At 31.1% G+C, this 13,416-nt stretch carries 10 protein-coding genes; all 10 read right to left on the minus strand.

Annotated elements, in window-relative coordinates; translation table 11 throughout:
• Positions 1-39 precede the first annotated feature (39 nt).
• Positions 40-537 (minus strand): SixA phosphatase family protein, encoded by a 498-nt coding sequence (locus D3P13_RS05510; protein WP_117880326.1) that lies wholly within the window; start codon positions 535-537, stop codon positions 40-42.
• Between the two features lie 175 nt (positions 538-712).
• The gene (locus D3P13_RS05515; protein WP_117880327.1) at positions 713-1,174 is read right to left on the minus strand and encodes a hypothetical protein; all 462 of its coding nucleotides are present in this window, start codon (positions 1,172-1,174) and stop codon (positions 713-715) included.
• Between the two features lie 86 nt (positions 1,175-1,260).
• On the minus strand, positions 1,261-1,701 hold the full coding sequence (locus D3P13_RS05520; protein ID WP_117880328.1) for an Hsp20/alpha crystallin family protein: 441 nt from the start codon (positions 1,699-1,701) through the stop codon (positions 1,261-1,263).
• Positions 1,702-1,866: 165 nt separating this feature from the next.
• Positions 1,867-2,364, minus strand: a complete 498-nt coding sequence (locus D3P13_RS05525) for an acyl-CoA thioesterase (RefSeq protein WP_117880329.1) — start codon at positions 2,362-2,364, stop codon at positions 1,867-1,869.
• A 49-nt stretch (positions 2,365-2,413) separates the two neighbouring features.
• Positions 2,414-3,010, minus strand: coding sequence for a TetR/AcrR family transcriptional regulator (locus tag D3P13_RS05530; protein ID WP_117880330.1), 597 nt, complete (start codon positions 3,008-3,010; stop codon positions 2,414-2,416).
• 74 nt (positions 3,011-3,084) lie between these two features.
• Positions 3,085-5,457: a S9 family peptidase gene (locus D3P13_RS05535; protein ID WP_117880331.1), complete on the minus strand. Its 2,373-nt coding sequence runs from the start codon at positions 5,455-5,457 to the stop codon at positions 3,085-3,087.
• A gap of 72 nt (positions 5,458-5,529) precedes the next feature.
• Positions 5,530-6,669: a glycoside hydrolase family protein gene (locus D3P13_RS05540; protein WP_117880332.1), complete on the minus strand. Its 1,140-nt coding sequence runs from the start codon at positions 6,667-6,669 to the stop codon at positions 5,530-5,532.
• A gap of 160 nt (positions 6,670-6,829) precedes the next feature.
• Positions 6,830-8,881: a vWA domain-containing protein gene (locus tag D3P13_RS05545; protein WP_117880333.1), complete on the minus strand. Its 2,052-nt coding sequence runs from the start codon at positions 8,879-8,881 to the stop codon at positions 6,830-6,832.
• Positions 8,882-9,001: 120 nt separating this feature from the next.
• Positions 9,002-10,648, minus strand: coding sequence for a MutS-related protein (locus D3P13_RS05550; protein ID WP_117880334.1), 1,647 nt, complete (start codon positions 10,646-10,648; stop codon positions 9,002-9,004).
• An 84-nt stretch (positions 10,649-10,732) separates the two neighbouring features.
• Positions 10,733-13,321, minus strand: coding sequence for an ATP-dependent chaperone ClpB (gene clpB / locus D3P13_RS05555; RefSeq protein WP_117880335.1), 2,589 nt, complete (start codon positions 13,319-13,321; stop codon positions 10,733-10,735).
• Positions 13,322-13,416: the final 95 nt, after the last annotated feature.

A 13,416-nucleotide genomic window follows, 5' to 3' on the forward strand; every position in this document is an offset into this window, starting at 1 on the left:
GTTCTCCGTAATTATAAAATTTTGTATCGAATTGAATTATTATTCCACATCGATCATAACATGCTCAATTATATCACCTTCTATAGTTACCAAATACAAATTATCATTATCGGTTTCATCTATATTTAAATATTCACCATTACCAACAAGTTTATTAGCAAAGCTAGGTATCGTATTACTGTGGCCAACAATTAGAATAGCTTTTCCTTTCGTATCTTTTAAAAATTGATCAACATCCAAATTATTCGGATGGTAATTCTGAACTGTCAGTTTTTTAGATTTAGCAATTGGAGCAACGGTTTGTAGCGTGCGATTATAATCAGTAGAATATATGGCATCTATTTTTAATTCATCAAAAATATTCTTCCATGATTTTGCTCTCTCTTTTCCTATTTTGTTGAGCTCTGGATTTTTATCAGTTGTATCAGTCTTCACTTTTTCGGCATGACGTATGAGATAATAGGTAGTTTTTTCTTTTTGAGAAAATGCTGTAACTGTTATTGAAAACAGTAAAATGGCGATGAGATACTTTTTCATTTAGTTGGTTAATTAGATCTTAATTATTAGATATAAGTTGGTTAGCTATACCATAAACGTATTTATAACAGTTTTCTTATATATTAATTAATAATTAGGAGCGAAGCTAAAAACAAATTCTCAAGATCTATTTTATAACCAAAAAAAAACTGCCAAAGTAGGCAGCTTGTATTCTTTAAATTTCTTTTGTCAAATTATCTTCGTTTTTTAAATAATACCTATTCTTAATAGAATCCATTTTTTTGAAGATTTCATCTACAGTATCATCATTGATTCTAAATCGTTTACTAAAGAAATCTTGATTGTAAAAATCGTGCATTTTAAACATATCTTCATTAAAGAAATCGTTAGCCATGATGCTATCTCTATGATTAAAATTATCATCAAATCCTATTTTAAATTGTTTGAAAAATTTTTGTTCTAAAATAGAATCATCTTTTATATTAGAATAGAAATAGGAGTATGTAGAATCAACACTAATTAAATTTCCATCTTCATCATATTCTTTATGAACACTACTGTTTATAATTGGTTCAATACTATCTAACTGAGTTTTTGTTTTATCAGTCTGTTTTTGACCGGTACAACTTGTTAACGAAAAAGTTAACAACACTGTAATTATTATTAAGTTTTTCATTTTTATATAATTTTAATTAAATAAAAAAGGATAATTGTGATTTGATACTAAAAAAATGGGCGAATACTATTCGCCCATATTAATCATTATTTTACCTCAATCAATCGAGCTGGTTTTGGTTTTGCTTCTTCACGTTTAGGAATTACAATACTCAATTCTCCATTAGTGTAAGTTGCTTTAATTTTATCATTATCTACAATGTTTTTTGGTAAATTAAAACTTCTTTTAAAAGATTGATAACTGTACTCTCTTCGTGTATAATTATCTTTTTTTACTTCTCCCGAAGCGTCGGGATTCACTTTTTTTTCTGAGGAAATAGTCAATACATCATTATTTAAATCAATATTGAAATCTTTTTTGTCCATTCCCGGAGCTGCTAAATTTACTGTAAATCCGTCTTCATCTTCTTTGATATTTACAGCAGGTAAACTTGTATTGGTTTCTGAAAAATTAGTTGAAGACCAATCTCTAAATAAATTGTCAAATACTGTTGGTATTACAGGAACACCATTGCTTTTTACTAACATAATAATTTATTTTTAAATTAAACTTTTTTTATTTGTTAGGTGTAAAGCAAATTAAATACCAATTGGTGATTTATGATATTTTGTCACTTTTTCATTTACGGTAAAGACATTTTGTCTCTTGATATCTAGGTGTTTATGACTTTATTTCAGGTTTTGAAGCCTAAATTACAGAGAAATAGGGCTTTTAGTTTTTAAGCTCTTAATTCTATGCTCAAAAGTGCTGCTATTTTCTATTGGAAGACAAATGTCATGAAAAAGATTTGTAAATGTTTCATCGTGTTTATCACGAGATTGTTTAGAAAAATTAAAATGTACGAATCCACACCAAATGACTGCTTTTAACTCCGTTTTATCTTTATTATACATTCGCATTTCTGCGAGTAAATCTGTTTCTGAAAATCGGATTAATTGTGATTCTATAGTTACGGTTTCCATTAGAAACGCTGGACGTAAATAAGCAATCTGATTACTTGAAGAAACCCAGCTTTTTCCTGTTGTTTTTGCAAGTGCATAAATATCAACATCATAATGTTTAATAAGCATATCTTCACGATGATTCATAAAGTAATTGATATAGCTCCCATTGTTTAAATGATTAAAGGGATCGCAATCTTGAAATCTAATTTTGGCTTGGTTCGTTACAATTTTTGGTAATTTTTTCATTGGTTTTTGTTTAAATATACCGATTGGTATATAATTAGTTAAAAAAATATTACTCTTTTAGTTCATTGGAGATAATACTATCAATATGATGCGTTGTTTCTTTAAGGTAAGAATCATCATCCATTGTATACGTTAAAAATATGGCTCCTTGCAACATGGTATCAATTCGTTTAGCAAAAGTCATTGCGTTTATTTCTGTGTTAATTTCACCCGCTTTTATTCCATCTTCAATTAATGTTGCAATCTGATCTTGTATTTTTCGGACTACATATCGTACACGTTCTAATAAGGCAGTATTCTGATTATTTGCATCAACACCAACATTAGTAATAGGGCATCCGCCAAGTTCTTTACTATAATTATAATAATTTCGATAGAAATCAGTAATTAAATACAACTTTTCAATAGGGGAGTCATTTGTACTTAAATGTTCACCAATGCGTAGTAACATGCTTTTAACGTTGTAGTTAAACGCTGCTATTGCAAGTTCTTCCTTGTTTTCAAAATGACCATAAATAGCACCTTTGGTTAGGCTAGTGGCCAACGTGATATCGCTCATACTAGTTGCAGCATATCCATTCTGATTGAAAATAGGAGCCACGGTTTTTAAAATGTGTAGTTTGGTAAGTTCGGCCTTGGTTAACATAAAGCAAATATATAAAAAATATACCAATTGGTATATTTTTTATATATTAAGAAGTATTAAGCCCATATAGCTATTTAATTATTAAGAGTTTCTTGAAATAGTTTGAAAATTCTACGGTATTCATCTCTCCAACTAGAAGCTTCTACAAATCCATGACTTTCAACTGGAAATACTGCCATTTCCCAATTTTCTTTTTTAAGTTCAATAAGTCGTTGTGATAATTGTACAACATCTTGAAAATGAACATTGGTATCTACCATTCCATGTAAAATAAGTAAATTTCCTTTTAATCCTTCCGCAAATTTTATAGGCGAACTTCTGTTGTAAGCAATACTATCTTCTACAGGTGTATTTAAAATAGGGGCGGTATAACCATGATTATAATTAGACCAATCTGCTACCGAACGTATTGCAGCTCCACTTTTAAATGTATCAGGGTATTTGAACATTGCCATTAAGGTTATAAAACCACCATATGATCCACCATAAATACCAATTTTATCTTTATTCACTCCTTGATTTTCTATAAGATATTTGGCTCCATCAATTTGATCATCTAAATCTTTACCGCCCATATGTCTATAAATACTGGTACGCCAATCGCTACCATAGCCTGAACTTGCTCTAAAATCAATTGCTAACACAGTATAGCCATTATCAACGAGCATATTATGAAACATATATTCTCTAAAATAAGAAGACCACCATTGGTGTACATTTTGTAAATAACCAGCACCATGAACAAATAGTACGGCAGCACCATTATTTTTTTCAGCGGTTGGTTTTAATAGGGTAGCGGGTACATCAGTACCATCGCTACTTTTAAAACGTATTATTTCTGGTTGTTTCCAATTGTAGTCTTTAAAATCTTGTGTTACAGAATGTGTTAATTGTGTTATTTTACCATTCATTTTATTTGGCATTACATAAAGCTCCCAAGGTGTTGTACTATTAGAATAACGAATAGCCAATTGCTTTTCATCTGGAGAAATGGTTACTTCATGACCACCTTTTAGTGTTGTAATTTGGGTCATTTTACCCGTTTTTATTGTTAAGTGGTAAAAATGCTGTTCAAAAGGACTTACTTTATTGGTAACTAAATAAAAAGATTTTTTGTTTTTGCTTAATGTGGTTTCTAAAACTTCATAACTACCAGAGGTTACTGCGGTAATTTCACCAGTGTTTACATTAGCAATATAGATATGAGCATATCCCGTTTTTTCAGATTTAAACCATATCCTATTAGCGTCTATCCATTCTATTCTGCCTTGTGAAAACCATCCCACTTCAGGGCCGCCAATCCAAGCGTCGTCATGTTGTCTGTCAATTAAAGATAAATTACCCGTCGATACATCTAGGCTCATTATCCACCTGTCTTTATTATCTTCTGAAGTAATATTAACTACAGCTTTATTGTCATCAGAAAAAACTGGCGAGCCAATAGTTACATTGCGAGGTTTTTTATATGTTGGATTAAATACAGAATCTTTGGGCGTATAATCTTTTAAAAATATTGGCTTGTCATAAATTCCCTCAATTTTATCCGTTTTTACTTGATAAATAGTGTCTTTTAGAATGTTGTAAATCCAAGTTTCTGAAGTTGATTGTTTGACACCAACTTTAGATCTAGTAGAAATATCTGTAGTATAACCAGATGTTGTAACAAAATTTGGAACTACCGTATTTTTATTCTTTACTGGTGAATATAGACTATATACTACATAATTTAAATTGGGTGATATCTTTAAACCTCTCAATCTTTTGCCTTCTAAATAAATTGCTCTTGGCCTTTTAACTTTAGTTAATTCTCTTCTGTATTTTGAGGCTTTTTGTACGTTTTCTCGATCTCCTAAAACTTGAAAATTTTGTAATTGCTGGTCTTTCAACCATTGGTCCTGTTCTGAAAGCTTTTTATCTTCTTTTGGTTTTTTACCAGTATTAAAATTAGTTAATTGAGTTGTGGTTCCTTCTGCAATATTCCATTTAAAAAAGTTTGAATTACTTTGGAATAAAATATCCTTTTCATCTCCAGAAAATAGGGGGTTGGTTTCATATGCTAAGGTATTCGTAACCTGTTTAACTGCGAGATTTTTAGTGTTTAATAAATAAATGTCTCCATTTTTTTCATATGCTTTCCAAAGATTATCACGGTTATAAATTCCATTACTCGTTTGTGCAAGTGATTCTTCTGTGCTTAATTTTTTAATAGTCTTCGTATTAATAGCTACTTTGTAACGAGATGAGATGGTGTCAGCTTCAGGATTCCAGCTAAAATAAATAGACTTACTATCGTCTGACCAACTGATGCGTTCAGGTAAGTGTCCAACAAAAGCATCACCTTTCATTATTTGATCTAAAGATAATGTTGATTCATTTTTTACTTGACCTAAACTGTTTAAACCTATGAGTAAACAGAGTAATAAAAGTGCTTTTTTAGAAATATTCATTGTCGAAATAAGATTGATTAATTAAAACCAAAGATAAGTTTTAATTTTCTAGTTGTTAAGGAAACGTAATTGCTACTCAATGTTTTCTAGTGGTATATGTACATTAAAAGAAGCTCCATCTTGTCTTGGATTAATATTAACTAAAGAACTTGCAGCATACAAAACTTTTGGACTTCCATTTTCATCTATCAATAATTGAGGGCGTTCGAGTCGATTTACTTTTATAGTGTCATTAGAATTTAAAATAACTTCTTTTTTCATAAAAAATGGATGTGTTGGCTTAGTCCATTTTATACCATCTATTGATTCTAGTAATGCTAATCCTGGCATTCCTTCCGTAATCAATCCGGAAAAATCTTTTACTACACTATAGAATTTTTTATGTTTAGAATGGTACCATACATATGGATCTTCTGCAGAAGCAATTTTACCATCAGTATCTTTAAAGTCAAAAACAAAATTCTCAGTGGTCGTAAATGGGCCATTTGGTTTATCCGAAATGGCAATACCATGTACGCCTCGCCAATGCGGATTGTAAAAATTACCTTTAAAATAAAGTAAGAATTTACCATCTGATGGTCGCTGAACAACTGACGGATTTACAACAATAATATTGTCAGGTTTTGGTGTTGTTCCTTCTGGTGAAGGGTTAATAATATTATTAGGTTTTACGCGAGTACGTGGACTTAATAAGGGGATATCGGGCCTTTTAAATTTCCCAGAGACTAAGTCATCAAAACTATCAAATTCTATAACACCAATTTTTTGATTCTGTTGAACGCGATTGCGTTTGTTTAATTTTTCACCCTTGGAACCTTTTGGTTGAATACCAGGATCTTTAGAGCCTACATAGTATAAATAATATTTATTATCAAAATATTTGACATGAGGATTGGTAACTACTTGTGCATCCCACGCAATCGTATCACCGTCAAAACGTTTTCCCTTCAGTACAATTTTTTGAAATTTAAAGTTTCTATCTGGCTCATCTGAAACTGCGTATGCAATCTTTGAATGTAGCACCCAGGAATCTGAGAATACAGGAATGGAATCTCCACACTCCCAAGTATTATAAAGCATGTGATATTTGTTATCTTTTCCTTTAATGACAGAACCTCCCCAAACAAACCGGTCAGGATCGTTTAAAACAGAAGGTCCTTTTAATATTTCACCTTCGACATGAGCATCAATTGATTTTGCCTTTATTTTCAATGTAAAATTTTTGTTTTTACTACAACTTAGTAGAAGTAGACAGCAAAAAAAAAGTATTCTCATTTTAATCGGTATTTGATTATTCTCAAAAGTAACTAATTGATTAAAATAAAAAAAATCAGACCGAGTGTGATCTGATTTTAATTTTAAAATTATGTATTTAATTTTCTAGTATTGTCATATCAACCAATCTAGCAAACTCTGATCTGTAGCCAAACTTATCCTTACCTTTTGCATTTTCAGCGATTTTACTAATATCATCAAGACTTATTTCTTTGCTTATTTGTGATGCTCTTAGTTTCATACCAAATAAGGCAACTGCCGATGCAAACCTTAAATCGTTACTTGCGTTATCAAACTCTATAGTATTATCTTTTACTACATGCACCATTTCAATACTTTTGGTACCTTTTGGTTTTTTATATCTGAATTTGATAGTGACCAATTCATCCTTAAACTTATCTTTAGAAGTGTTATCTGAATATTTTAAATCACCAATTTCCTTTAAAAATTTACTTGTTTTGCCTTTCGGTATAATTTCATATAGTGCTGTAACACTATGATTACTTCCTAATTCACCAGCATCTTTTTTATCATCAATAAAATCCTCATCGGCTAATAGTCTATTTTCATATCCTATCAATCGATACGCTTCTATTTTATTTGGATTAAATTCAACTTGAATTTTAACGTCTTTTGCTATGGTAAATAAGGTACCTCCAAATTCTGTAACTAACACACGTTTGGCCTCTTGCATGGTATCAATATAAGCATGATTTCCATTGCCTTTATCAGCTAACGTTTCTAATTTAGAGTCTTGGTAATTACCCATTCCAAAACCAAGTGCTGTTAAGAAAATACCAGATTTTCGTTTTTCTTTGATTAATTCTTCCATGGCATCATCACTTGAAGCACCTATATTGAAGTCACCGTCAGTAGCTAAAATGACTCTGTTATTACCTTTTTTCTTAAAATTTTGCTCTGCAATCTTGTATGCTAAATTAATTCCTTCACCACCTGCTGTAGAACCTCCAGCACTTAAATTTTCTAAAGCTTCAATAATTTTAGTTTTATTACTACCAGAGGTAGGTTTTAAAACCACACCTGCGGCACCGGCATAAACAACGATAGATACTTTGTCTTCATCTCTTAATTGATTTACTAATAATTTAAAAGCAGATTTCAACAAGGGTAATTTATTAGCGTTACTCATAGATCCAGAAACATCTATTAAAAAAACCAAGTTTGAAGGTGGTATGTTTTTATTCAATATTTCTTTGCCTTGTAATCCTATTTTTAAAATTTTAGAATCTTTAGACCAAGGGCTACTCGCCAATTCTGTATTGATTGCAAAAGGATGCTCATCAATAGGTTGAGGATAATCATAATCAAAATAATTAATCATTTCTTCAATTTTAACAGCATCTGCAGGAACAGAAGAACCATTGTTCAAAAGTCTTCTAACATTGCTATATCCAGCTTTATCAACATCAATGGAAAAGGTTGAAAGTGGTGAAAATGAAACATGTTTAAATTCATTTTCTTTTATTTTTTTATAAGACTCACTTTCATAGTTGTTCTGTTTTGTACTAATTATTATAGCCCCATTTGTAGCTCTGTTTCCATAAATTGATGCTGCAGTATTATTCTTTAAGACACTTACATTTTTAATTTGATTCGGATTTAGTTTTTTGAATTCTTTCGAGTCCACACTTACAGGGTTTCCGTCAATGATATACAGCGGTTGGTTTTTATTAGAAACTGAAGTTGTACCTCGAATTTTTATGTTGTTAGTATTTGTAATTGGAACGCCAATAATTTTTCCTTTTAAGGCTTTATCTGCAGTACCGATTGTCGATACACTGTATGATAAAGATTTACTTTTTCTTGAAATTCCATATCCAACCACTACAACTTCTTCTAAAACATTATCAGCTTCTAATACCACATCAATGACTTCATTTTTACCCACAATTTTTTGCTCACTTTTCATACCAACAAATGAATATATGAGTATATCTCCAAGATTCGCTTTTATGGAATACTTACCATCAAAGTCAGTTTGTGTTCCGTTGCTAGTTCCTTTCACAAGTACTGAAACACCTGGTAATGGTCCAGTTTCATCTGATACCTTTCCTGTGATAAGTTTTTCTTGACCAGTAGCGGTTAATGCAACAAGTGCTACAAAAACCAAAATAATTACTTTTTTCATAATAGGTTAGATTTTAAATTCGATATAAACCTACTATCAATGTTTTATTTATAAAACTAAGGATGTGTTAATGATACTATCGAATGAGTGAAGTGTAATTTTGGATGCGTAAAGAAGAAATTAATTAAAACTCTCTGTCTCCGTTTTTCTAGCATCAGCAATTATTTCTGGCGGATAATCATATAGTTCTAAAACCTTAATGGCGTTTCTTGTTTTTAATTTTCCACTTTTTAATTTATGGTCAAACAAGAGTTCTTCATTTTCAATTTGCTCACTAAAATGATATAATTCGTAATTTTCTTTTTTCAATAATTCAGTTAGTTCAATATCGTGTGTAGAAACTAAAACAATATGATTTTTTTTATTAAGATAGGCTAAAATGGCTTTTCCACCCGAAATTCGCTCAACGGTATTGGTGCCTTTAAAAATTTCATCTAATACAAAAAGGCAAGGTTCTTCGGCTTTTGAAGCATCTATTAACTCTTTTACGGTTAGTACTTCTTGTAGATAATAACTTGTGTTTTCTTGTAAATCGTCTGTAATTCTAATGGAACTGTGTACTTTTAAAAATGGTGCGGTATAGGTCTTTGCAAAGCAAATATTTAGTGTTTGGGCTAAAATACTATTGACAGCAATGGTTCTAATAAATGTTGTTTTTCCAGACATGTTTGAGCCTGTCAACAACATGCTTTTATCAATTAAATTTAAATCGTTTACAATACAATTTTCAATTAAAGGATGGTAAACTTCTTGAGTTTTAATTTGTTTTTTATCCGTAAAGTTAGGAGTACACGTTTGCTCTTTCCCAGCCTTTAAAGAAGCAATTGAAATAGCTGCATCAATTTCTCCAATAAATAAATAGAGTTGTTCAATGCTTTTTTGCTCTTTAGAGATAGTATCAATAAAGCTAAAAAATACAATTTGTTCTATATTAAATTGAATTTTTACTAATTCTGTCACTAACCAGAAAAAGGCAGCAAATTCTCCTCCTATATGTTTCTCAAATCCTATAAACTTGGTTTTATAACGGATGGAATCCAACTTTTTAACAAAACCAACATACTTAAAATGGGACTTTACTTTTTCAATCTTAATCAGTTCTTTGCTTATTGTTAGACCTTTATTCAGCTGTGTTACACCATCTAAATAATAGGTTATATTTTCTTTATTTTTATAATGAGAAACGGTGTTTAGAGCAAAAATGGGAATTAATAATAATAAAAATAGTGGATGAACAACTACTAATAAAATTGATAAAACTGCAGTTATGGTTAATGCATAGATCCATTTTATATTTTTAGGTTTTTCTATCGTTTTATCATTTATTAATTTTTCTAATTCATAAGATGCATTAGAATTTAAATTTGATAGCAGTAATTGACATTTGAGCCTTAAATCATCATCATTACTAAAAACTTGACTAAAAGCACTAAACTTTTTTAGCTTATCAATAGTTCCAATGGTTCTTAATTTGAAGTATAAAAATTGCTGACCAATTTTTGAAGAGGTACGGTCAATAAATTGAAAAACAGCATCAATGTCTAAATCGGTATTAACCCGGTCAGATATTAAATGATAGGCTTCTTTTTTGTGAAAATTATTATAGTAATATTGACCAATGGATCGAAAGTGAAATCGTGTCAATTTTGGTTTGCCCCAATTGTCAATAAAATATATTTTGAGTTTAGCTAATCTTTTTTTCCTGTTGTAATTACTTACCAAATAAATAACAATTAGTATTAAAAGTGTCGCTAAAATCCAGTTCATTGTGAGGTTGTTAGTTGGTGAAAATAAAAAATCAGGTCAGTTATGACCTGATTTTTTAAGATTAAGGTTTAAAGTTTCTTGAAATTATTTATTTCTAAAAACCAATTCGTCATCAAAAGCATCGAGAAGTATAGAGCTATTGTCAACTACTTTACCCGCTAAAATTTCTTTAGACAATTCGTTTAAAACTTTACGCTGTATCACCCTTTTTATAGGTCTTGCTCCAAATTGTGGATCAAATCCTTGGCGTGAAAGACTTTCAATAGCTTCATCTGTGGTACTCAGTGTAATTCCTTTTTCGGCTAACATTTTAATCAAACCATTCAATTGTAATTTTACAATTTGAGTAACTTCTGCTTTATTTAAAGGAGTGAACATCACAATTTCATCAATCCTATTGATAAATTCAGGTCGAATTGTTTTTCGTAATAGACCTAACACATCTACTTTCGTTGCTTCTGTAACCTGATCGCGTTTATTCATGTCGAACTCTTTAAAATTCTCTTGTATAATGTCAGAACCCATATTTGAGGTCATAATTATTATTGAGTTTTTAAAATCAGCTACACGACCTTTGTTATCTGTAAGTCGTCCTTCATCTAATACCTGCAATAAGATATTAAAGGTGTCAGGGTGTGCTTTTTCAATCTCATCCAACAGAATAACAGAATAAGGTTTACGCCTAACAGCTTCAGTCAATTGTCCACCTTCTTCATATCCAACGTATCCCGGAGGTGCTCCAACTAATCGGCTTACGGCATGACGCTCTTGATATTCACTCATATCTATTCTTGTCATGGAAGCTTCATCATTAAATAAATATTCTGCCAATGCTTTTGCTAATTCCGTTTTACCAACCCCTGTGGTTCCTAAAAACAAGAAACTACCCACTGGTCTTTTACTATCTTGTAATCCAGCTTTTGAACGTCTTACAGCATCTGCTACCGCTTCAATAGCCTCATTTTGACCAACTACACGGTGGTGTAATTCATCTTCTAAGTGTAACAATTTTTCACGTTCGCTTTGCAGCATTTTTTGAACTGGAATACCTGTCCATTTTGCTACAACTTCTGCTATATCTTCTGCCGTTACTTCCTCTTTTATTAAGGCGTTATCTTGATTGCTCAATACATCTTTTTGGAGTATCGCTAACTTTTCTTCCTCTTCTTTTATTTTACCATAACGAATCTCTGCTACTTTACCATAGTCTCCATTACGCTCTGCCTTATCAGCCTCAGTTTTGTAATCATCAATTGCTTTTTTAGCAGCCTGAATTTGATCTACAACTTCTTTTTCGCTTTTCCATTTTGCATAGATACCTTCACGATCTTCTTTTAAATTAGCAACTTCTTCTTTTAAACTTTTCAGTTTTTTCTCGTCCTTTTCACGTTTTATGGCTTCAATTTCAATTTCCAATTGCATTATTTTTCGATCTAATGCGTCTAACTCTTCAGGTTTAGAATTGATTTCCATACGTAATTTAGCAGCAGCCTCATCCATTAAATCAATCGCTTTATCTGGTAAAAAACGATCTGTGATATAACGTTGCGATAGTTCAACTGCAGCGATAATAGCATCATCTTTAATTTGTACTTTATGGTGCGTTTCATATTTATCTTTAATTCCACGTAAAATTGAAATAGCACTTTCAGTATCAGGTTCATTAACCACTACTTTTTGGAAACGACGCTCTAAAGCTTTGTCCTTTTCAAAATGTTTTTGATATTCATCTAAAGTGGTTGCTCCAATGGCACGTAATTCACCTCTTGCCAATGCAGGCTTTAAAATATTAGCAGCATCCATTGCACCTTGTCCACCTCCAGCACCTACCAAGGTATGAATTTCATCTATAAATAATACAATTTGTCCATCAGCATCAATGACTTCTTTTACTACTGATTTTAATCTTTCTTCAAATTCACCTTTATATTTTGCACCAGCAATAAGGGCACCCATATCTAAAGAATATATAATTTTATCTGCTAAGTTTTCAGGTACATCACCTTTTACAATTCTATGAGCTAAACCTTCTGCAATAGCTGTTTTACCTACACCAGGTTCACCAATTAATATTGGGTTATTCTTTGTTCTACGTGATAAGATTTGAAGAATTCTACGAATTTCTTCATCACGACCAATAACGGGATCTAACTTACCATCACTGGCCAATTGATTTAAGTTTTTACCATATTTACTTAAAGAGTTATAAGTGTCTTCAGCACCTTGACTCGTAACTTTACTACCTTTACGAAGTTCTGCAATAGCCGCTTTTAAATCCTTTTCTGTTACTCCATTATCTTTAAATAATTGAGTAGTATCACCTTTAGATTTTATTATGGCTAATAAAATATGTTCAATTGAGATATATTCATCAGACATTTTCTTCGCAATATTAGCTGCATCAGAAAGCATTGTTCCCGCAACTCTTGAAAGCATTAATTCGCCTCCAGAAACTTTAGGGAAACTAGCGATTATATTATCTAATGTTTGTTTAAAAATATCAACATTTACGCCTAATTTATTCAGTAAAAATGGTATTACATTCTCATCAACCTCAAAAATACCTTTTAAGATATGTGCATTCTCTATTTGTTGATGTCCTAAGCCTTGTGCAATTTGCTGAGCTTGTTGCACTGCTTCCTGCGATTTTATGGTATAATTATTTAGATTCATCTTTCTTTTTTTATTACAGCAGATGCAATTAGTGTTCCATTAGTAGCATAAAATAGTTAAGCGTCAAAATGGCTGTTTAGAGTTGATTTTAAAGA

Origin of the sequence: Aureibaculum luteum (assembly GCF_003449015.1) — a bacterium.
GTDB lineage: Bacteria > Bacteroidota > Bacteroidia > Flavobacteriales > Flavobacteriaceae > Aureibaculum > Aureibaculum luteum.

Bases quoted from the DNA above. Each gene is read 5' to 3' on its own strand.
- clpB (WP_117880335.1), bottom strand. From the start codon at position 13,321: ATGAATCTAAATAATTATACCATAAAATCGCAGGAAGCAGTGCAACAA.
- D3P13_RS05550 (WP_117880334.1), bottom strand. From the start codon at position 10,648: ATGAACTGGATTTTAGCGACACTTTTAATACTAATTGTTATTTATTTG.
- D3P13_RS05530 (WP_117880330.1), bottom strand. From the start codon at position 3,010: ATGTTAACCAAGGCCGAACTTACCAAACTACACATTTTAAAAACCGTG.
- D3P13_RS05535 (WP_117880331.1), bottom strand. From the start codon at position 5,457: ATGAATATTTCTAAAAAAGCACTTTTATTACTCTGTTTACTCATAGGT.
- D3P13_RS05545 (WP_117880333.1), bottom strand. From the start codon at position 8,881: ATGAAAAAAGTAATTATTTTGGTTTTTGTAGCACTTGTTGCATTAACC.
- D3P13_RS05510 (WP_117880326.1), bottom strand. From the start codon at position 537: ATGAAAAAGTATCTCATCGCCATTTTACTGTTTTCAATAACAGTTACA.
- D3P13_RS05515 (WP_117880327.1), bottom strand. From the start codon at position 1,174: ATGAAAAACTTAATAATAATTACAGTGTTGTTAACTTTTTCGTTAACA.
- D3P13_RS05520 (WP_117880328.1), bottom strand. From the start codon at position 1,701: ATGTTAGTAAAAAGCAATGGTGTTCCTGTAATACCAACAGTATTTGAC.
- D3P13_RS05525 (WP_117880329.1), bottom strand. From the start codon at position 2,364: ATGAAAAAATTACCAAAAATTGTAACGAACCAAGCCAAAATTAGATTT.